This window comes from Williamsia soli (genome assembly GCF_017377795.1).
Lineage (GTDB): Bacteria > Actinomycetota > Actinomycetes > Mycobacteriales > Mycobacteriaceae > Williamsia > Williamsia soli.
The window spans coordinates 477,938-498,183 of the sequence record NZ_JAFRDR010000001.1 but is presented as its reverse complement, the minus strand read 5'-3'; the positions used below and the strand labels follow the sequence as shown (position 1 = coordinate 498,183).

Sequence of the window (20,246 nt, the reverse complement as noted above, 5' to 3'; positions counted from 1 at the left end):
GCCCGAAGATCGACCTCAGTTAGCCAAAGATCGAGGTCAAGGCGGGCGCCACGTCGTGGTGATCCCGGATCACCCGACACCGTCCGCGGCCGATCACCCCCAGATCGCGGCCGAGATCCAGATCGTTCTCGCCCGAGGTGTCGAGCAGTACATCGAGTCGCGGCAACCGCGCCGCGACACCACGCGGATCCGGCCCGGCGTTGTGTACGCAGTCACTGAGCAGCAGCACCCTCGCATCGGCGGGTGGCACACCGACCAGTTCACGCGCCGCGACCTCCAGCGCGAACGCGACGTTGGTCAGACCCTGCGTAGGCAGGGTCAGCAGCTGATCGAGCACGGTCTCCGGACCCACCCGCTCCCCCAGCCGAACCAGAAGCGCGGCGTCTGACCAAAACGCCACCACTGCAACGTCATCGCGCGCCAACTCCCCGACCATCGCGCCGACCGTGGCCGCCGCGGTACGTACCTGTTCACCTTTGGTCGAGCCCGAGATGTCGACGACGAGTACGATCGACCGTCGGTTGCGGACCCGCTCCCGAACAAGGATGTCGTCGTCGGTGGGCAACGGATTACCGGCAATCGCTTCCAGGGTCGCGTCGAGATCGAGCTCGTCGGTCCCACCGCGCCAGCGCATGGTCGTGAGGGTGCCTGCACTGGCACGCCGCGCACGACGCTGCCGCATCGGTTGCGCGAGTGCGAGTCTGCGCGCGATCTGCTTCGCCCGCCGGCGACCGGCTTCATCGATGACCAGGGCCCCGCCGATTGCCGACAGCTCACCGTCATCGTTCGTTTCCCCCGGAGCCGACGACCCGGGGAGTTGCATCGGCTTACCCGATGGGCCCCCTTTGGGGATCAGCGTGAACCCACCACGACCGCCGGATGCAGGCTTCAGCAGCTCAGGTTCTTCGTCGAGCTGCTTCGGTTTTCTCCGCAACGGCTTCATGTGGGCGCGATCGTGTCCGGCACCCTTCCTCCCCGGTCGCGACAGCGGACCGTCGGCCGGAACTGCTCTTCAACCGGGTTCGGCAGCGGCGGGCAACAGAATGAAGTGGTCCTGCCAGATCTGGTGCAATACCGCTTCGGGTGTCTCGAAAGCAGTGTCATCAAGATGAATTCGGCCGGACAGGGCCACCAGCATGGCGTCGAGCACCACGGCCGTGTAGTCCTCGGGCAATGCGCGCGGAGGTTCCACAGAATCGGCAGCAGGCAACTCCACGCCTCGCATCTGAGCGAGCTGCGCCACCATCAACGCGACGTCGATCGCACCCCGGACGCTGCTTCCCTGACGGATGTCGTCGCGCTCCCGCGTCGCCCTGGTCACCGCGACGGCATCGGCAACCACGCGCGCCGACTCGACTCCGGTTCGCCGTACGACGATCTCACGTTCGGCCGCCGCATCCTGGTAGGTGATGACGAGTCGGCACATCCGGTCGTGAACGGACGTCGACAACCTCGTGGTGCCGATGTTGTCGTACGGGTTCATCGACGCCACGATGCGGAACGTCGGGAGCGCGGTGACGCTACCCACTCGCGGGACGGTGATCACGCGCTCGGCCATCGCCGTGAGGAGCGTGTTCAAGGTGTCCTCCGGTGCTCGGTTGAACTCCTCGATGTAGAGAAACCCACCGGTGCGCATCGCCTCGATCAACGGACCCTCGACGAAGTTGTCGGCCGTGTAATCCTCCCGGAGTACCCGGGCCGGATTGTGGTGGCCGACAAGACGGCTCGGTGTCAGATCCGCGTTGCCCTCGACGAACACCAACGGGATGTCCCATTCGGAGGTGATGGCGCCGAGCAGCGTCGACTTGGACGTACCCGGCGGACCCTCGAGCATCAGGTCGCGGCCGGCGGCGACCGCCGCGAGCAGAAGATCCGTCTCCCGCTCACGGCCGACCACCTTGTGCGCGATACGAGACCGCACCTCCGACAATGACGCCGCTTCGACCACCGAGCCGTTGTTCTGCACGCCCTAGAGTCTTCCACCTGCATCGACAACATGGGTGGTCCCGGTCACGTATCGGCCGGAATCGGAGACCAGATAGAGGACCGCCTCTGAGATGTCCACGGGTTCGACCATCGGGATCGGCAAGGCATTCAGCTCCCGCGCCGCGACCTCGAAGTCGTCGCGGGTCGGTGCTGCGAGATCGGGACGGAACAGCTGGTAAGTGGCGTCGTTCAGGATCATCGGCGTCGCCACGGTTGTCGGGTGCACCGTGTTGACGCGAATACTCTGTGGTGCCAGTTCTTTCGCCAGGACCTGCATGAATCCGACGAGACCGGCTTTGGCAGCCGAGTAGTGCGCGATGTTCTCATTGGCCCACATCGCGGCCAGGGAACTCGTCAGCACAATTGCACCACCGCGTCCACCTGCGACGATGTGCGGCGCTGCCGCGCGGACAGTCTTCCAGACCCCGGTCAGGTTGATGTCGATCATGGTCTGCCACTGCTCCTCCTCCATCTCGAGGGTGGGCGCCATCGTGCTGATGCCGGCATTGGCCAGCACGATGTCGATCCGCCCGAGCGCGGCGAATCCGTCATCGGCGGCCTTATGCAGGGCCGACAGATCCCGAACGTCGACCTCGGAAGCGACAATCCGGCGATCGAGGGCCTCGACTTCTTTGACCGTCTGCTCCAGATCCGCGGCGGTGGCGGTGTCGTAGGGGACGGTGGCGACCTGTTGCGCCGTGTCGACGGCGATGATGTCCGCGCCCTCCTGTGCGAGCCGGACCGCGTGACTGCGGCCCTGACCGCGCGCGGCACCGGTGATGAAGGCGACCTTGCCTTCGAGTTTGCCCATGGTGACTACTCCTGCCCACGTTGTGACCCAGCTCTCAGTTCGAGGTTATGTCACCTAGTGCCAGAACACCAGTGCTGATTTCCGACGAACCCGCACAACGGGGTACGGAGGTGAGACGATAGCCAGATGGCAGACGGGGAGGTCCACGCCGCAGTGACCGACACAGTTGATCGTGGCGGTCGTCCCGCAGCGACCAGCGCGCACGAGCTGGCAGCAGCAGCCCAACGGCTTTTTGTCGACCGGGGCTTCGAACAGACCAGTGTCGAGGACATCGCGACGGCAGTAGGGGTCAGTCGCCGCACGTTCTTTCGCTACTTCGCGACGAAGGCCGACGTGTTGTGGGTCGAGTCAGATGCCGAGTTCGACCGGCTCACGGCCTTTCTGGCCGCTGATGACGGCACCGCCTCGCCCCGCGATGTCGTCGAGGACGCGATAGTCTCGGCGCTCGCATTCGGCCCCGGCGACGAGGAGTGGGCGCGGCACCGCACTCAGCTGGTGCTGACCGTTCCCGCAGTGCAGTCCCATGCGTCGGCGCTGTACCGGCAGTGGCGCGAGGCAGTCGCCGACTTCATCCGACGTCGCGGTCTCTGGCGGGGCGACGAACTCTTCGAGATCGCCTTCGCTCACTCCACCACCGCCGCCATCATGACCGGTCACGAGTATTGGGTATCGCACCCGGAAACATCTCTACCGCAATGCCTTCGATCTTCCATTCACCTGTTGGTACCCAGCGGCCCGCAGATTAGGTGAGCTGCGGACACGGGCGTCGGCGGTTCAGCGCGTGATCCACTCACTCCAGGTGGTCAGTTCCGTCAGGGCCTGGGGATCAGGATCGATCCCGATCCCGGCACCGGTGGGTACGGCCATCAGTCCACCCTCGGCCACAAAGGGTTCCGTCAGATCGCGGTCGAAGTATCGGGCTGACGACGAGATGTCCCCGGGAAGGGTGAACCCCGGCAGTGAAGCGAGGGCCAGGTTGGCCGCCCGACCCAGCCCGGTCTCGAGCATGCCGCCGCACCACACCGGGATGCCATGGGCCACACAGACATCGTGGATCCGGCGGGCTTCGAGAAGCCCGCCGACCCTTCCGGGTTTGATGTTGACGATGTCGCAGGCCCCGATCGCCAGCGCGTCCACCGTGGATCGCGCAGACAAGATCGACTCGTCAAGGCACACCCGCGTGGTCGACATCTCCCGCAGACGGGCATGCGTGCGCAGATCCTCCTCGTCGAACGGTTGCTCGATGAGTAACAGATCGAACGGGTCGAGCTTGGCCAGGTGCGGCAGATCCGTCGGGCCGTAGGCGGTGTTGGCATCGACCTGCAGCATGAGGCCGTCGCCGAAACGCTCACGGACCGCCCGGGTCGGCTCGAGATCCCAGCCCGGCTGGATCTTCAGTTTGATGCGCCGGTATCCCTCGTCGAGGTACCCCTGCACGGTGTCGAGGAGTCTGTCGATGCTGTCGGTGATGCCCACCGACACGCCGACCGGCACCGACGCGCGCACCCCACCGAGGTATCCCGACAACGGTGAATCCGCGATCCTCAGTTCGGCGTCGAGAACCGCGGTTTCCAAGGCAGCCTTGGCCATTCGGTGTCCCTTGAACTTCTCCAGCAGCGGTGCCACTCCGGCCGCCGTCACCTGTCCTGGTGTCAGCACTCCGGGGATCAGGAATCGCCTGAGCACATCGATTGCGCCACCGGCGTATTCGGACGAGTAGATCGGGTCGTCGATGGCGACGCACTCACCCCAGCCCTCCGCGTCGGCGGTCGCGACCCGTACCAGCAGGGCATGGCGGGACAGTTCGACGCCGAAAGAGGTCTGGAACGGCGCAACGAGCGGCAGGTCGACGAGCCGCAGTTCGATTCCGGTGATGTTCATGATCGCTCCGATGTCGTGAACACGTAGCAGCCCGAGCGGTGGAAGGTGACATCTCTGCCGCTCTTGCCGATGAGCTCGGACATGACCTCCCGCAGGGCAATTCGCCACCGCGAGGCCGCCGCTGGATCGTCGCGGCGCATGGCCTCGATGTCGCGGGGTACGGGAACGAGCACCACGTCGGCCTCGGAGAGGCGATGGCTGGTCACTCGCGGAGCCGCCGGATCAGAGGTGTCGATTGCGGTCACCGCACCGACGAGCGATCCGGAGTCGAGGGGCATCGGGGGCCGCGGATCGCCGAGTGGCCACGTCACCAACAGTCGGTCGCTGTCGTCGCCCCCACCGATCTCGTCGCCGACATCCCCATAGAAGTCGACGTGGTAGGCCAGCGGCGCCGCACCCAGTTTCGCCAGGTTGAAATGCGCGTTGCGGGCCACCAACGGATCGAACGTCCAGGTGATCTCGGAGATGCCCTGCGCCAGCGCCCAATCGCGTTGATGGAACTTCAGCGCGTAACCCACGCTCCGCCCGCGGCCGCGATCTCCCACCCCCGTGATGTGGCTGTGCAGCACGCGACCGGCCGGTGCCGCGAAGAATCCGACGCTGCCGCCCACCAGCACATCATCGAGATACGCGCCGCTGACGTAATTGCCTGCGTGGATCAGCGCCCGCAACATGTCGGTACTGACCGGACGATTGCCCGGGTCGGGCCGCCAGATGTCGTCGAACAAACCGACGAGCGACACGATGTCGTCATTCGACTCCAGCATGCGCACTGCGAGCCCTGACGACGTCGGTACCGGGGAACTCTTCACTGTGCTGAATCTACGCAGAAGTCGATCCACGTGTCGGTATGGCCGACATCACACTATTAGCGTTGCGAACCACTGACCTGCACACCCCGATGCCCCTCCCGTGAGCAGGCCGCCGTTTGGTCACGGATCGATAACGGGTTAACGGCTTGTTTCGGGTAGCGTCGGCGCGGACCACAGGGGCCTGAGGCCCGAAACAGGAGGTATCCGCCTTGGGTAAGCACTCAGCCCCTAAGAGAAAGCCGCGCTCACCGTTCGCATTGGTCGCGCTCGTCCCCATCGGACTCGTAGCAGCGGCAGCCACCGCGGAAGCCGGTCATCAGTTGACCGAGAGCCCGACCAGCCAGGTCGCCGACAACACGCCGACGCCCAGAGATGCCACCGACGCCTCCACCGCGCCCGTCGCAGCACCGGCGACTGCGCAGCCCGTCGCCTCGACCCCCGAGCCGCCCGCACCGGTGCCCTCGCAGGCCCCCGAGGCCGTGCCCGCGAGTGTCACCACCGGTGCCATTCCCAAGATCAACTGGGAGGCCTACCACGCCGCGGGCTCCAAGCTCGCCCAGGAACTGCCCGGCTGCGGCATCTCATGGCAACTGATCGCCGGCATCGGCCGGGTCGAATCCACCCACGCCAACAACGGGAAGGCCGACGCCACGGGCAACCTCGAGATCCCGATCCTCGGCCCGGTTCTCGACGGCAGCCTCGCCGGTAACAACGTCATCCATGACACCGACGGTGGCGCCCTCGATGGCGACCCCGACTTCGACCGTGCGGTCGGGCCGATGCAGTTCCTGCCCGAGACCTGGAAACACTACGCGGAGGACGGCAACGGTGACGGCGTTGCCGACCCACAGAACCTGTTCGACGCGGCACTGACCACCGGACGTTACCTGTGCGACGGCAACCTCGACCTCCGCGATCCCGCCCAGCAGGTCACCGCAGTGCTGCGCTACAACAACTCGATGGATTACGTGTCGAACGTCCGCGGTTGGGCGCAGGGTTACTGAGGCGCTGCTGCCGCACGCGGCAACGTGAACAGCGTGACGACGCTGACGATCACCAGCAAGATGGCACCGACCAACAAGAAGGTCTCGATCGCGACGCCGGGCAGGAACAGCACGATGATGCCGGCGATGATCGAGAACGCGCCCGATCCGATCAGGAACCACTTCGGCGCGTAGTGCGCACCGGACAGCCCGGCAGCCACTTCCTGAATTCCCTGGAAGATCCAGGCGACTCCGATGAAGATCGCCAGCAGCAGCAGTGACTCGCCCGGATTGAACAGGCACACCAGACCGGCGATCAAGATGATCGCCCCCATCACACCGAGGAAGACCCTGATCCCGGTTGGCAGCAACTTCGCGGAAAAGGCCATGGTCAGCCGGTAGATACCGGTGAAGACCAGGGTGATTCCGAAGAGGATGGCGACAACCAGCAGCGTCGGTCCCGGCCAGATGAGCGCCACGATTCCGATGATGATCCCGATGACAGCGCTCGCGATGAGCCCGGCGCGAACCGCGTTGCGCAGCTGATCGGGGAAGGACTGAGGGACAACAATGTTCGTCATGGGATGAACTTACAACCTTCCAATCACATGATCCGATGAAAGTCACCCTCACGACGCCTGCTCCGCAAAACTTCGAGTTCCACGAGTACGGCTCAGCCGATGAGGTCCGCACCGCGATCGCCGAACGAGTCGTCGTGCACTCGGAATGCCGGCGACCAGCCTGCCCATGATCGGGTCGACTGCCAACATCGGGATGGCCGGCCTCGGACTCGGCGCGGTCACGATCACGATCGTCGGCAACCCCTGTCGGGATTCGCCTCGAGCGCCTATTGGTTGCGGCGTGACTAAAGCCCCAGCGAGCGGGCGTACTCCTCGACCTGCTTCTTGGCGTCTCCGAGACTCCCGCCGTTGCGCTCGTGCCACAGCTTCATCGCGACCGGAAGCTTCCCGGCGCGCAGCGCATCGGTGATCGCGGCGGGCACAGTGGCCGACGGTCCGGGCGCTGGAGCCGGCTCACCCAGCCTGCGGTAGAGATCGTCGATCAATTCACCCTGCCGCCGCACCTCACGTTTGAGGTCCGCGATGTCTTGGGCGTCGCTGGTGCTCATCGGGTCTCGTTTCCCTTGTGGTCGCCGTTCGCTGTGGTTCGGACGCTAACAGCTGTCTGAGCGAAGATGAACTGATGAAGGTCGATCGAACGACACGGATCCCCGGTGTCGACGTCGCCCGGGCGCTGGCGGTCCTGGGCATGTTCGCCGCCCACATCCTCGACCTCGATGATCTGCGCTGGACCGATCCGGCCACCTACGGGTCGCTGGTTCAAGGACACTCCGCGGTCACGTTCGCCGTACTGGCCGGCGTCTCGATCGCGCTCGTCACCGGTGGCACCCGGCCACGAACACCGGAACAACTGGTGATCGCACGCCATCAGCTCCTCGTGCGGGCCTGCTGCATCTTCTTGCTCGGCGGACTGCTGCAGACGCTCGGCACCCCGATCCTGGTCATCCTGGTGATGTACAGCTTCCTGTTTGTCGTTGCCCTACCGCTCCTTCGCGTGCCGCCGCGAACCCTGTTCATCGCAGCAGGCGTGCTGGCCATGGTGATGCCGGCGATCGTCCCGCCCCTGCACGCCGCGATCGGCGCATGGGGTTCTCCGTACAACGCCTTGTCCGACATCCTGATCAGCGGCGGCTATCCGGCGCTCATCTGGTCCGCGTATCTGCTGCTCGGCCTCGGACTGGGGCGACTCGACCTTCGCTCTCCCACGGTTGCTCGGCGGATGATCGGGTTCGGGGCAGGTATTGCTGCCGCCGCGTATCTACTGTCTGCCGCGCTCGTGCAGCTCCAGGACACCGTCGATCCGGATCGTCGGTTCGAACCCCCGTCGAAGTTCTTCGCGCCCTACGACAATCCGGGCGAGGGCTTCCGCTGGACCTGGTCCGACCTGCTCGGACTCCTCGGAGCGGACGCCCATTCGGGCACGCCGTTCGACGTGTTCGGTTCGGCGGGTATCAGCATGGTCGTCATCGGGGGCTGCCTGATTCTCTGCCCGCGACCTTCGCCCTGGAACTTCCCGCTGCGGGCCACCGGCATGATGGCACTGACCGTGTACAGCGTCCACATCGTGGCCGTCTTCGTGCTGTGTTCGGTGACCGGACGCGGCGCCTCGGGCGACTACCCGTGGCAGAACTTCTGGACCTGGCTGCTGTTCACGGCGGTCGCCATCGCCCTCTCCTCCCTCTGGATCCACCGGTTCGGTCGGGGTCCGCTCGAACGCCTGATCGCCTCGATCGCGGTGCGGAGCTCCGGTAGTCGCAGACACACGTCTGCAGTCGCCGGGCAATCGGTAGAGTGAGAACAGTTGCCGCGGCCACTTATCGCACTGCACTGCACGCGATCGGCGGGTCGAGTAGAACCCACGCTAGGACACCCCGATGCCAGTTCGGCACGACACCGTCACCCAAATCGACAGACGTACATACGCTTTCATGGATCTACCCGGCGGCTGGGGACAGACCAACACGGGGTTGGTGGTCGGCGACGACGCAGCGATGGTCATCGACACCGCCTGGGACCGGCCGCGGGCGCGCGCACTCGCCGAGGCCGCCGCCGAATTGACCGCTGGCGTGCCCATCACCGAGGCCGTGAACACCCACTCCGATGGTGACCACTGGTGGGGCAACGGCACGCTGCCGGCGGCTGCGCGCATCACCACCTCGGTCGCGTCCCTGGAAGCGATGACCGACGAGACCCCGCCCGGTGCGGTGGCGCGGTTCTCTGCACTCGGCGCCGTCGCAGGTGTCCTCCCCGGACCTGCCGGGTCGCTCGGCCGCTACATGAGACAGGTGACCGGTGGCGCCGACCTGCCTCGCAGGCTGCCACGCCTGCCCGACCACACATTCGAGACCACCGAGACGATCACCGTCGGTGGTCGCGATACCCATCTACGCACCCTCGGCCCCGCGCACACGCCCGGCGACCTCATCATCCATCTACCCGACGCCGGCGTCGTGTTCAGCGGCGACCTGCTGTTCATCGGCTCCACCCCGATCATCTGGCATGGGCCGCTGGGTAATTGGACGGACGCACTCGATCACATGATCGGCCTCGACGCCGAGACGTACGTGCCCGGACACGGACCGATCTGTGGGCGCACAGAGATCGAGCTTCTCCGCGACTACTGGCAGTGGGTCGAGGAGGCCGGCAGAGCACACTTCGTCGACGGGACACCACCGCTCCGTGCCGCACGGGAGATGCTGCGGAGTGCGGAGTTCACGCCGTTCTCGCAATGGGGATCGTCGGAGCGCATCGTGGTCAACCTCGGCACCCTGTACCGCCTGTGGGACGGCCGGCAGCCCGCGCCGCCGACCTTCGCCCGGCGGGCGCGCGCCTTCGCCGACGCCGGAACCCTGCAACGTGAGCTCGCGCGGTGAAGATCCGGCGGCTGAGTGAACCCGCATCCCTGGCGATCTTGCACGAGCCGACCCGGAGTTGGGTCAGCCTGCGTGCGGCACTCGACGCCCGCAGCGGTCTCGACGAACTGTCGCACCTGCCGGCAAATCTGTTGGCGCTACTGGCAACGGGCGATCATTCCAGGGCTCGAATCATCGAACTGGTTGACTGGGCGGCCGCCGAAGGCGTTGGCGTGGCGCCTGATCCCGCCCCCGCGCTCCCCTACTACCCCAGTTCACTGCGCTGCTCCCTTGGCTGGGAGGAACACTGGATCAGAGCAGCGCACAGACTCCTCGATCGCAACCTCCCGGCAGCCCGGCCGGTCTCCCGAGGCTATGAACGTCTGACCCGCAAGGTGTTTCCACCACTGCGCCCCAAACCTGCGTTCTACGATCACCCCGTCTACTACACGGGAAATCACCTGACCGTCATCGGTGACGGCGAGCCGATGCCGTGGCCTGCCTACACCACCGAACTCGACTTCGAACTCGAGTTCGGCATGATCCTCGCACATCCCGTCCGGGACGCGACCCCCGAGAAGGCCGCTGCGGCCATCGGCGGTTTCGTGGTCTTCAACGACTTCAGTGCCCGGGACGTGCAATGGGAAGAGCAGCGCAACGGTGTATTCGGACCCGTCGTCAAGGCCAAGACGTTCGGCAGTTCTATCGGGTCGGTGGTTGTCACCGCCGACGAGGTGTTGCCGAAGATCGACCAACTCGGCGCGACCGTGCACGTGAACGGTGAGCGGTGGTCGTCGACCAGTACCCGCGGATTGCGTTACAGCCCCGGCGAAGTGGTGGCCTACGCCAGCCAGTCCGAAAACCTGCACTCCGGAGAACTGATCACCTCGGGCACCTTGCCGAATGGTTGCGGCCTCGAGTTGAACAGGTGGATCTCACCCGGCGACGAGGTGACCCTGTCGATCGATTCGATCGGCTCGGTCACGAACACGGTCGCAGATCCCAGCTGAACCGGATCACTCCGGGAGCGAGTGCCTACCGCCCGAGCGCCGCTCAGGGGATTCGGGAGTGCGGGTGCGCGGGGCGGGCTCATGGTGCGACGGTGTCGCGGTCTTACCCGTACTGGTCAACATCACGGCGACGGCCGTGGTCAGCGGCACCGACAGCGCGATCGCGATACCACCGACGAACGAACGGGCGAGTTCGACGGCCACCAGGTCGGTGGTGATCAGCGTCGAGAACGATTGTCCCGACACCGAGAACAGCAGCAGGAGCGGCAACGTGCTGCCCGCGTACGCGAACACCAGGGTGTAGACGGTGCTGGCGATGTGATCACGTCCTACCCGCATCGCCGCGGTGAACGTCTGTACGCGATCTCCGCCGTCCGCCGCGGAAAGCTCGAATACGGCCGACGCCTGCGTGATCGTCACGTCGTTGAGCACCCCGAGTGCACCGATGATGAAACCGGCCAACAAGATCCCATCAACAGAGATCGCGTTGTTGTAGATCTGCAGGTTGGTCGTCTGGTCCTGCCCCAGGCCTGTGATGTTCATCGTCTCGATCGACAGCCACGACAGGAAGCCGGCCAACAACAGCGACACCAACGTTCCGAGCAACGCCGCGCTGGTTCTCAGGCTCACCCCGTGCGCCAGATAGATCACGACAAAGAGGATCGCGGCGGACGACACGATCGCCACGGCCACCGGCGACTTCCCGTCGAGCATCGACGGCAAGGTGAATCCGAACAGCACCACGAACGCGAAAACCAGACCGATCACCGACCGCAATCCGCGCCACGAGGCCGCGAACACGATGGCCGCGACGAACACCAGCGCCCAGACCAGGACAGACGTCGACCGTTCGTGGTCGAAGTACGCGTAGGTGTCGGCACCGTCCACCCCGGCCGACCGGGACAGCTTGATCTCGTCACCGATACTCAGATCCGGTTGGCCGGCTTGCGGTTTGGCCAGCTGTTCGGGAGTGAGCTCATCGCTGCCGGCGTCCTGCTGAACGCCCGCCTGGACCCGGTTCGTCGGAACCTCGATGAGGGTGTTGGCGCCCTCGTTCGGACCGCTGGAGAGCGCCACCGTGTTCTGGATGCAGGGCCCGTTCTTCACGGTCAGCACCGCGGGGTCCCCCGCGAATACCTTGCCGGACTGCGGGTTCAGACAATCCGCCGTCGCCTGGGCCACCACCTGCCCGGATTCGATCTGCACCGAACCACCGCCCGACGACTGGAAGATGACGGGAACATCATGGTCGCGGTCGCCAGGCCACAGCATGATCAGTCCCGCGATGACCGCGAGCGCACTCGCCGCCAGGAGCCCGACCACCGCCTTCGCCACCACCGGATGTAGATCCACATCCACCAGGCCATGACTGTGGGTCGAGCTCCGCTTCGCTGCGTCTCCGTGGCTGTGGGTCGAGCTCCGCTTCGCTGCGTCTCCGTGACTGTGCTGATGACTGTGCGGCTGGTCAGGTCCAGATGCTCGGCTCATCCGGTCACCATAGGCAGATATCGGAGAATCCCCACAGCGGAGCGCGTCCGTACGCGATGATGGTCACGTGCTCGACGAAATGCAGCGCGAGGCCACCGAGCTGTTTGCAGCCGGTGAGTACACCCACGCGCTCGCCGAGTTCTCAGTGCTCCGCGAGATCCGCTGCCGCCGCGAGGGCCCGTACTCGTTGATGTGCCTGTCCAATCTGCACGACGTGATCCGCTGCCAGGTGCGACTGAAGCTGTGGGCTGACTGCGAACCCATGTGCCGCGATCTACTCGCCAAATACACGTTCACCCACGGACCGACCGACCCCGACACCCTCGACGTCACCGATCACATGATCGCCACCCTCGAGGGTCTGGGCCGCCGCGACGAGGCCGCACAGCTCTGCACCCGGACCGCCGACGTCCTAGCAGCCGCCGGCCAGCACCGCAGAGCGGTCGTCTTCCGCGACGCGGCCACTCGCCACCTGCACCAATCCCCGGAACCGACCGGGCGCTGAGCCTTCCTTCTCACAATTCGCGCGGCTTGCGTGCGTACGCGCCGGTTGTAACTGTCGCGTACGCACGCAGGTGGCGCGGATTCTCGTGACGCCCGATTGTGCTTAGATACAAGTTGTGTCTATTTCGTTGTCTGCGGCTGAGCGTGCCTATCGCCGCGTCAAAGACCGGATCCTGTCCGGGTCCCTCGCCGGTGGTGAGCTGATCAGCGAAGGCGAGGTCGCCGCCTCGCTCGAGATGTCGCGCACCCCCGTACGTGAGGCCTTCCTGCGCCTCGAGGCCGAAGGCTGGATGAAGCTCTACCCGAAACGCGGGGCACTGATCGTCCCGGTGCCACCCGATGAGGCAGAACATGTGATCGGTGCACGCTTCTTGGTGGAGACGGGCGCGGTCCGCATCTTGGCCGGTACCGACCGCTCCGGAGTCGTGCGGGAACTGCGTGCCGGTATCGAGCGGCACATCACGCATGCCGACGCCGGCGACGTCGATGCCTTCACCAAGGAGGACGCCACCTTCCACCGCATCTTTGTGCAAGCGGCGGGCAACCCCCTGCTCTCGGCGTTCTACGACACGCTCCGTGACCGTCAGCTCCGGATGACCAGTGCATCGGTGCAGCGCGACCACGCCCAGATGCAGCGGATCATCAAACACCACATCGAGCTGACCGACCTGATCGAGAACGGTGACGTGGGGGGCTTCTCCGAGACACTGTCGGCACACCTGACCGCGGTGCACGATCTACGCAGGCCACCGTCATGAAGGACGCGACGCCCAGGTCATGGTTCGGCGTGTGCGCGGCGATGTTCGCGATCGCCTGGGGTGGCAACGAGTTCACCCCACTGCTGGTGTTCTACAAGCACGAGTACGAGATGTCCGGGCCCACGGTGGATGTACTGCTCTTCGCCTATGTACTCGGCATGATCCCGGCACTGCTGATCGGCGGTCCGCTGTCCGACCGTTACGGACGTCGTCCGCTCATGCGTCCCGCCGCGTTCATCGCAGCGGCCGGCTCGCTGGTGCTGGCAGTTGCCACCGATGGCGTCTTCTTGCTCGCCATCGGCCGGATCCTCGGTGGCATCGCCATCGGGCTGGCAATGGCGGTGGGCACCAGTTGGCTCAAGGAGTTGTCGAGTCCCCCATACTCTTACGCAGGGGTCGGCAGCGGCGCGAAGCGTGCCGCCATGAGCCTGACGGCCGGGTTCGGCATCGGCGCAGGAACCGCGGGCGTTCTTGCCGAGTGGGGGCCCTGGCCGCACGCGTTCTCGTACGTCCTCAACGCTGCGATCTGCCTGGTCGGCGCGGCGTGGGTGTGGAATGTGCCGGAGACGAAGCCGAAGGCGGAGCTCGACAATGGACCGGAGACGAAGCCGAAGGCGGAGCTCGACCATCTACCGGAGACGAAGCCGAGAACGGCGGGCGCGCGGTCGGGTCTGCTGTCCGATCTGAAGATCCCATCCGCAGGTCATGCCCGATTCCTGCTGGTGGTCGTGCCGTTGGCGCCCTGGGTGTTCGGGGCGGCCATCGGATGCCAGGCAATTTTGCCGTCGCTGATAGCACCGGAGGTCGACGCGGCGCCGATGGCGTTCGCGGCCCTCATCTCTGTCGTGACGCTGAGTTGTGGTTTCGCCATCCAGACGGTGGCCAGGCGAATCGACCGGCCTGACTCCGCCCGGGCCGGCCAGGTGGCGCTGACATTGCTGATTCTCGGGATGGGTACTGCCGCAGCGGCTTCGGCGCTGTTGACGATCTGGGCCGTCTTGCTTGCCGCCGTGGTCCTGGGCGCGGGGTATGGAATCGCACTGGTGGCAGGATTGTCGGAGGTCCAGCGCATCGCGGGTCCCGGCGACCTCGCCGGACTCACCGCCGTGTACTACGCACTCACCTACCTCGGGTTCGCGGTGCCCGCGACCCTGGCGTATCTACACGAGTACATCCCCGCCGTGACCTACCCGTGGATGTTTGGGTTCGGTGCGGTCGCTGCCGCGGCAACCCTGCTCTTCGTCACCCGAAGCGCCCGGCGCCACCCGTCCGGCGCACCGGCCACACCCGATCCGGCGATGTCAGCGCGGCTCTGACACTATCGATTGGTGTCTGACCCATTCAGCTTCTTCAGCATCCGACCCGGCGACGATGCATTGATCCCCACCAAGTGGTCGATGAGCGCATGGGGTGCGGATTCGCTCAACGGACCGGCTGTGTGTTCGGCGGCGGCGCGGGTTCTCGAGCAAGAGTTCTCCGACCCCGACTTCGTCCCCGCACGGCTGACGTTCGATCTCTTCAAGTCCGCGAAGAACCAGCCAATGACGCTGCACACCCGCCTGGTCCGTTCCGGTCGACGAATCAAGGTCGCCGATGTCGAGGTCATGCAAGAAGACGTCGTCGTCGCTCGCGCGACAAGCGTGTTCCTACGCAGGTCAGGCCCCCCTCCGGGCAGCGAATGGCATTCGTCGACCACATTCACGCCACCGGAGGAGGCGGTCGCCGACGATTCCCGGTCGCGCCACCCCTGGATGCAGACCGACGACACCGACTGGACTCGAGGCATCGGTACCCACCAGAACGTCGCCCGTAAGCGCGCCTGGAGCACAGCCATGGCCGTCGTACCCGACGAACCCGCGTCACCGTTCGTGCACGCGGTCCAGTCTGCCGAGTCGACGAGTCTGGTCACCAATCTCGGCACCGAGGGCATCGGCTACATCAACTGCGACGTCACGATGGCGCTCTCCCGTCTTCCGGAGGGCCCGCAACTCGGGATCGAAGCCGATACCCACCTCACCGCGGACGGCATCTCGGTGGGAACGGCGACCCTGTACGACCTCAAAGGCCCCTACGGAACCGGTATGGTCACCGCTGTCAGCAATGCCGCAGCACAGATCGACTTCACCAACAGAAGCGGTCGGGTCTAGACACCGAGGGGCAATGGAGAACGTAGAGCTCGCGAGCGGAATCACCCTGGGCGCCAGTCGAGTCGGCTCAGGACCTGCTGTGCTGCTCAACGGTGGTCTCGGGATGCCGGCCATGGTCTGGGACCTGTGTGGATTGACCGCCTCGCTGGTCGATGCAGGTTTTACAGTGATCTCTTACAACGCACGGGGACTGTCTCCATCGTCAGCCCCGCCCGCACCCTATTCGATCGCGGATCTGGCCGGCGACGCAGAGGCGCTACTCGACCATTTCGACGTCACCGAGGCGATCGTGATCGGTTACTCGATGGGCTGCTACGTGACCCAGTCCATGCTGCGCAGTCGACCTGAATTGATCTCAGCGGCAGTGCTCTTCGCCGGATTACAGCCGACGCCCATCGGAGCCCTCGTGGGCGAGATGGAAATCGGACTCATCGAGCAGATCGGCGAGATACCTCAGGCAGTGCTGGTTTTCGAACAATTGATGACGACCCTGCACACCACCTTGCTCCAGGACTCCGCCACGGTGGCCAGTTGGCGCGACATCCTGAGTGCGTCCGATGGCGGGTGGGCAAGCCCTGATGGCTTCAAGGGCCAGCTCACGGCCTCCTACGCATGGATCAGCGCGGGCGAACCCCTGCCCGGACATCTCGCCGAGATCGACATCCCCACACTGGTCCTGGCTTTCGAGCATGACCTGTTCTTTCCACCGGCGCAGTCGCGCGAAACCGCTGCGCTGATCCCGGGTTCGGTCTTCGCCCAGATCGACGGTGCAGCCCACGGCGGCCTCTTCACCGGGCCCGGCGACAGCATCGAACGGATCACGGCCTTCTGTAGTCAGCACCGGCCCTGACCCATCTCACCACTGGCACTGATTCCAGGGAACCTTCTTGGGTCTTAAACTACTGCACACCAAATAGATTCATCGGTTCAGTCCCGCTCTCAGATCTGCTGGCCGTCCCACTCGTGATCGTGCATGAATCCCTCGGCGAGTCCGACCTTGTAGCGCATGGAGTTCAACAAGATGTTACCCATGGCTAGCGGGATTCCGGCGAGCGGGCCGATGTCGTCACGCTGACTGATGACCTCATCGGTACGCCGATAGTCGCGCGCAAACCCTCGCAGGGTGTTGCCTTCGAGCGCTGATTTGCGCCAGCCGTAGAGCAGCATTCCGGGACCGAGCATCTTTCGCGCATCGGGGTCAGGGGTGATCACCTCGTCGTTCTCTCCGAAGAACGCGCGATCTACTCGGTTGTGGGGTTCGAACATCAAGATGCCACTCGTCGACCGCGGATTGCATTCGATGGTGTAGAGCCCGCGATCGGGATGCTCGATGAAATCGAAGCCGATCTGACCGGTGAAATTGATATCTTTTACCCGCCGCTCCACCCAATCATTGATACCTGGATGGACTACCGGTTCAAAGCTCAGACAGGACTGCCCATTGATGGCATACCGCACCGGATAAACGGTGTGCGCGTAGACTTTACCGCGATGGCACACCGAATAGGTGCAGTACTTGTCGCCTTTGAGCCACTCTTGCGCCAGCCAGGGATTGAGCGGATCGAACTCGAGGCCCTCCGGTACCTCACCCGGATTGACTTTGTACACCTGCTGCGAACCTCGCGAATAAACCTGCTTGAGCGCAAATGGCCGATCGAAGTCGAGTGCCGCCAACTCCTCCGCAGAACGCACCTGGGCGTACTTCAGCGTCGGGATTCCCAAACTGTCGAGCAGCACCTGATACTCGAACTTGTTGTGCAGGCGATTTTCGGTCAGGAAATCAGAGAGCAATAATTCGCATTCAGGCGGGAATTGATCCTGCGCCATCGCAAGAATGTCGGTCTCTTCGTGGATCGGGATAACGAGGTCGATGGACTCGGCCCGAACCAGTCTGGCTATTTCGTCGACGTATTCACGTGGTTCGAACTTCGGGCGCGGCACCCGAAATACTTTCTGTACGGAGTTCGAGAATCGAGAGATCGGAAATCGCATCGAATCCGCGATGAACACATTGTGCCCGCCGGCATTCATCAGCCGCGCCAGTTCAAGGGTCAGAAACGATCTGCCGAATGTGATGAGCACGTTCTTGCCCGAACGAGTTGACATCAGGCCCCACCACTGAGCAGAAGAATGGCTAACACCTGCAGCATGGTAGCTTAATATCCGCCCCACGGACGGGCGCGGGGTGGGCTGCCGTCGTAAGACGGCGACGGAGGTGTCCGGGTGTTCCTGATCGGGGTCTTGTTCGCCAGCGCGGCGGCGGTCGCCTATGGCGTATCGACGGTGCTGCGTGCCCTCGGCGCACGCAAAGCTGCTGTCGAGGCCCGTAATGCCCACAAAGACGGGCAACTCACGGCTGCCGGCGGACCATCTGTGTCGTCCACGATCGACACCTTCAAGACACCCGACTTCATCATCGGCACCTCCCTGGTCGTGATCGGCTTCGGTGCCGGCGCAGTCGCCGCCCGCTTCCTGCCCCTGTTCCTCTCACAGACCATCGTCTCGGCCAATCTGATCGTCACCGCGCTCATCGGCACCGCAGTGCTGGGAATTCGCCTGCACGGCCGCGACTGGGTCGCGATGTGCACGGTCGTCTTCTCTCTGTGTGCACTTGGGCTGTCGTCCTCACATCTGAACGGTGGAGGCGAACAGATCAGCTTCCACTGGGGGTTGCTCGGTGCCACCTGCGTGCTGGCGACCCTGGCCCTGCTGGCGGTGTACAAACTCGGCAAGCGCGGCGCCATCGTGGGAGGTGCCGCAGCCGGGCTGCTGTTCGGCGTGATCGCCATCTCGGTCCGGATCCTGCGCGGCGTCGATCCGTTCGACATCGTCACCTTGCTCACCGATCCGGCCGCCTGGACGATCGCCATCGCCGGCGCCGTCGGTTTCTACGTGCAAACGGTCGCGCTGCAATTGGGTCAGGTGAACGGGATCACCGCGGTGCTGGTCGTCGGAGAAACCGCAGGGCCCGGGATCATCGGCGTCGTGTTCCTCGACGACAGCGCCAAACCAGGACTCGCCTGGCTGGCCGTCATCGGGTTCATCGGCGCGGTCGTCGGCGCGGTGCTGGTCGCGCTGTACAGCTCGGTCGACGCCGATCACTTCGGCGAGGCCGAGCCGTCGGTCGGGGGCTGGCGGCTCGGACGCACACAGCGGTCGACGTCGTCCAACGAGAAGTCCGGGGCCGGCGTCGTCGGTGACCTACCCCCGCAGCGCGACGCGGAGAGCCAACGCAGCAAGGGCAGCTGACCGACCCGGGACCAGCTGACCGGTCAGAGCGACACCGTCTCGGGGGCCTGCGGTCGGATCCGGCGGGCAAGCATCCGGCGGTCCACCACATTGACGATCACGATCACCAGCGCAGCCAGACCCCAGCCCAGAACGATGTCGAAGACGTAGTGTTCGGCCGTGTAGACGAGCGTGAACGCCATCGCGAACGCGTAGCCCAGGAACAGGGTGCGGCCCAGAGCGCGCACCCGCGGCCACATGAACAGCGCGAGGAACATCGTCAGTCCGGCGTGCAGAGACGGGACGGCGGCGACCAGGTTTGCCTTCGCCTGACCGAGCTTCAACAGACTCGACGCCGCATGGATGTCGAGGACTTCCCATCCGCGTGCGGAAATCCGCTGCACATACGGCTCGGCGCCGTCGTGGTGGGGATCGACCTCACCCAACATCCCGCCACCAGCGTAGGGCGCCCGGTCCATGCACGACGGGTGACGCGGATGGTCCTGCACCTCCACGGCATTGCACTGAGCTGCCGCCCAGGGCGGCGCCGCCGGTACCAGGGTGTATCCGATCAGCGCGAGGAAGGTCAGCAGCAGGAACCCCGCCGCGTAGCGACGCCACACGTGCCGGTTCCGCAGCCACAGAACCGCGGCCGCCGCGTACGGAACGATGAAGTACGACATGTAGACGACGCTGGTGATCACCTCCCACCAGGGCGGCTGATCCTGCTTGAGCTGGCTTTGGAGCCACGCGGTCGGGTTCACCCCGAACAGTGCGTGATCGAAGTCGATGGCCAGCGCCCACTGGGTCGGCATATCCATCCACTGCGCAATGTTGCGGGTGAAGTCGTACAGCAACAGGATCGCAGCGAACGGCAACCAGTCGACGAGGACGGTCAGCACATTCCGTCTGCCGATGCACGCAGCGGCCAGCCCGGTGCACAGCAGCAGCAACAGCCGGGTGCGGTCGAACGCCAGGCCGAGGACCGCGAGATGCCAGATCACCACGCCCAGCCAGACCGAGAGCGCGACCCATCGCCACAGCGTCAGATCCGTCAGCCGGTTCCGCCATGACCGTTCGCGCCAACCCATCGTGACCTCGGGTGACGACACAGCGGGGCGATCAGCCTCCTGTGTACTCATGCCACCCCGTACTCATCCGCCACCCGCTGTTCGTCTCGTGTTCGTTCAGTGTTCCCGTCCATA

At 64.9% G+C, this 20,246-nt stretch carries 21 protein-coding genes; 11 read left to right on the top strand and 10 right to left on the bottom strand.

Annotated features, from left to right (window positions below; all coding sequences use genetic code 11):
- Window positions 1–19 precede the first annotated feature (19 nt).
- From J3S28_RS02185 to J3S28_RS02175, 3 genes are all read right to left on the bottom strand, one after another.
- Window positions 20–943 carry a vWA domain-containing protein gene (locus tag J3S28_RS02185; RefSeq protein WP_207836948.1) on the bottom strand — a complete coding sequence of 308 codons (924 nt, stop codon included), beginning with the start codon at window positions 941–943 and terminating at the stop codon, window positions 20–22.
- Between the two features lie 69 nt (window positions 944–1,012).
- Window positions 1,013–1,966, bottom strand: a complete 954-nt coding sequence (locus tag J3S28_RS02180; protein WP_307796764.1) for an AAA family ATPase — start codon at window positions 1,964–1,966, stop codon at window positions 1,013–1,015.
- Between the two features lie 3 nt (window positions 1,967–1,969).
- Window positions 1,970–2,797 carry a mycofactocin-coupled SDR family oxidoreductase gene (locus J3S28_RS02175; RefSeq protein WP_207836945.1) on the bottom strand — a complete coding sequence of 276 codons (828 nt, stop codon included), beginning with the start codon at window positions 2,795–2,797 and terminating at the stop codon, window positions 1,970–1,972.
- Window positions 2,798–2,923: 126 nt separating this feature from the next.
- On the opposite strand from J3S28_RS02175, the gene J3S28_RS02170 reads away from it, so the two are divergent.
- Window positions 2,924–3,547 (top strand): acyl-CoA-like ligand-binding transcription factor, encoded by a 624-nt coding sequence (locus tag J3S28_RS02170; protein ID WP_207836942.1) that lies wholly within the window; start codon window positions 2,924–2,926, stop codon window positions 3,545–3,547.
- Window positions 3,548–3,571: 24 nt separating this feature from the next.
- Here the strand turns inward: J3S28_RS02170 and menC are convergent, their stop codons facing one another.
- The gene (gene menC, locus J3S28_RS02165) at window positions 3,572–4,678 is read right to left on the bottom strand and encodes an o-succinylbenzoate synthase (RefSeq protein ID WP_207836939.1); all 1,107 of its coding nucleotides are present in this window, start codon (window positions 4,676–4,678) and stop codon (window positions 3,572–3,574) included.
- On the bottom strand, window positions 4,675–5,490 hold the full coding sequence (locus J3S28_RS02160) for a GNAT family N-acetyltransferase (protein ID WP_307796763.1): 816 nt from the start codon (window positions 5,488–5,490) through the stop codon (window positions 4,675–4,677). The genes menC and J3S28_RS02160 overlap by 4 nt, the downstream gene beginning before the upstream one ends.
- 209 nt (window positions 5,491–5,699) lie before the next feature.
- Between J3S28_RS02160 and J3S28_RS02155 the strand changes: the two genes are divergently transcribed.
- On the top strand, window positions 5,700–6,494 hold the full coding sequence (locus tag J3S28_RS02155) for a lytic transglycosylase domain-containing protein (protein ID WP_207836929.1): 795 nt from the start codon (window positions 5,700–5,702) through the stop codon (window positions 6,492–6,494).
- Here J3S28_RS02155 and J3S28_RS02150 read toward each other — a convergent pair.
- Entirely contained in the window at window positions 6,488–7,054 is a 567-nt protein-coding gene (locus J3S28_RS02150; RefSeq protein WP_207836926.1) for an HdeD family acid-resistance protein, read from the bottom strand. The genes J3S28_RS02155 and J3S28_RS02150 overlap by 7 nt on opposite strands.
- 284 nt (window positions 7,055–7,338) lie before the next feature.
- Window positions 7,339–7,602, bottom strand: coding sequence for a hypothetical protein (locus J3S28_RS02145; protein WP_207836916.1), 264 nt, complete (start codon window positions 7,600–7,602; stop codon window positions 7,339–7,341).
- Window positions 7,603–7,676: 74 nt separating this feature from the next.
- Between J3S28_RS02145 and J3S28_RS02140 the strand changes: the two genes are divergently transcribed.
- From J3S28_RS02140 to J3S28_RS02130, 3 genes are all read left to right on the top strand, one after another.
- On the top strand, window positions 7,677–8,849 hold the full coding sequence (locus tag J3S28_RS02140) for a DUF418 domain-containing protein (protein WP_207836905.1): 1,173 nt from the start codon (window positions 7,677–7,679) through the stop codon (window positions 8,847–8,849).
- Window positions 8,850–8,982: 133 nt separating this feature from the next.
- Window positions 8,983–9,927: an MBL fold metallo-hydrolase gene (locus tag J3S28_RS02135; protein WP_237340925.1), complete on the top strand. Its 945-nt coding sequence runs from the start codon at window positions 8,983–8,985 to the stop codon at window positions 9,925–9,927.
- Window positions 9,924–10,916, top strand: coding sequence for a fumarylacetoacetate hydrolase family protein (locus J3S28_RS02130; protein WP_207836902.1), 993 nt, complete (start codon window positions 9,924–9,926; stop codon window positions 10,914–10,916). The genes J3S28_RS02135 and J3S28_RS02130 overlap by 4 nt, the downstream gene beginning before the upstream one ends.
- Before the next feature lie 6 nt (window positions 10,917–10,922).
- Here the strand turns inward: J3S28_RS02130 and J3S28_RS02125 are convergent, their stop codons facing one another.
- Entirely contained in the window at window positions 10,923–12,404 is a 1,482-nt protein-coding gene (locus tag J3S28_RS02125; RefSeq protein ID WP_207836900.1) for a YibE/F family protein, read from the bottom strand.
- A gap of 67 nt (window positions 12,405–12,471) precedes the next feature.
- Here J3S28_RS02125 and J3S28_RS02120 point away from each other — a divergent pair, with 67 nt between their 5' ends.
- The 5 genes from J3S28_RS02120 (at window position 12,472) to J3S28_RS02100 (ending at window position 16,663) form a co-directional block, all read left to right on the top strand.
- Window positions 12,472–12,909: a hypothetical protein gene (locus J3S28_RS02120; RefSeq protein ID WP_207836897.1), complete on the top strand. Its 438-nt coding sequence runs from the start codon at window positions 12,472–12,474 to the stop codon at window positions 12,907–12,909.
- 121 nt (window positions 12,910–13,030) lie between these two features.
- Entirely contained in the window at window positions 13,031–13,666 is a 636-nt protein-coding gene (locus J3S28_RS02115) for a GntR family transcriptional regulator (RefSeq protein ID WP_207838116.1), read from the top strand.
- Window positions 13,663–14,982, top strand: a complete 1,320-nt coding sequence (locus J3S28_RS02110; protein ID WP_207836894.1) for an MFS transporter — start codon at window positions 13,663–13,665, stop codon at window positions 14,980–14,982. Before J3S28_RS02115 ends, J3S28_RS02110 begins: the two co-directional genes overlap by 4 nt.
- 12 nt (window positions 14,983–14,994) lie before the next feature.
- Entirely contained in the window at window positions 14,995–15,813 is an 819-nt protein-coding gene (locus tag J3S28_RS02105; RefSeq protein ID WP_307796762.1) for an acyl-CoA thioesterase domain-containing protein, read from the top strand.
- Window positions 15,814–15,826: 13 nt separating this feature from the next.
- Window positions 15,827–16,663, top strand: a complete 837-nt coding sequence (locus J3S28_RS02100) for an alpha/beta fold hydrolase (RefSeq protein ID WP_207836890.1) — start codon at window positions 15,827–15,829, stop codon at window positions 16,661–16,663.
- Between the two features lie 89 nt (window positions 16,664–16,752).
- On the opposite strand, the gene J3S28_RS02095 is transcribed toward J3S28_RS02100, so the two are convergent.
- The gene (locus J3S28_RS02095; protein WP_207838111.1) at window positions 16,753–17,919 is read right to left on the bottom strand and encodes an ATP-grasp domain-containing protein; all 1,167 of its coding nucleotides are present in this window, start codon (window positions 17,917–17,919) and stop codon (window positions 16,753–16,755) included.
- Between the two features lie 117 nt (window positions 17,920–18,036).
- Between J3S28_RS02095 and J3S28_RS02090 the strand changes: the two genes are divergently transcribed.
- Window positions 18,037–19,062, top strand: a complete 1,026-nt coding sequence (locus J3S28_RS02090; RefSeq protein ID WP_307796761.1) for a DMT family transporter — start codon at window positions 18,037–18,039, stop codon at window positions 19,060–19,062.
- A gap of 23 nt (window positions 19,063–19,085) precedes the next feature.
- On the opposite strand, the gene J3S28_RS02085 is transcribed toward J3S28_RS02090, so the two are convergent.
- A complete protein-coding gene (locus tag J3S28_RS02085; protein ID WP_237341029.1) occupies window positions 19,086–20,132 on the bottom strand; it encodes a phosphatase PAP2 family protein in 1,047 nt (348 codons plus the stop codon).
- Window positions 20,133–20,246: the final 114 nt, after the last annotated feature.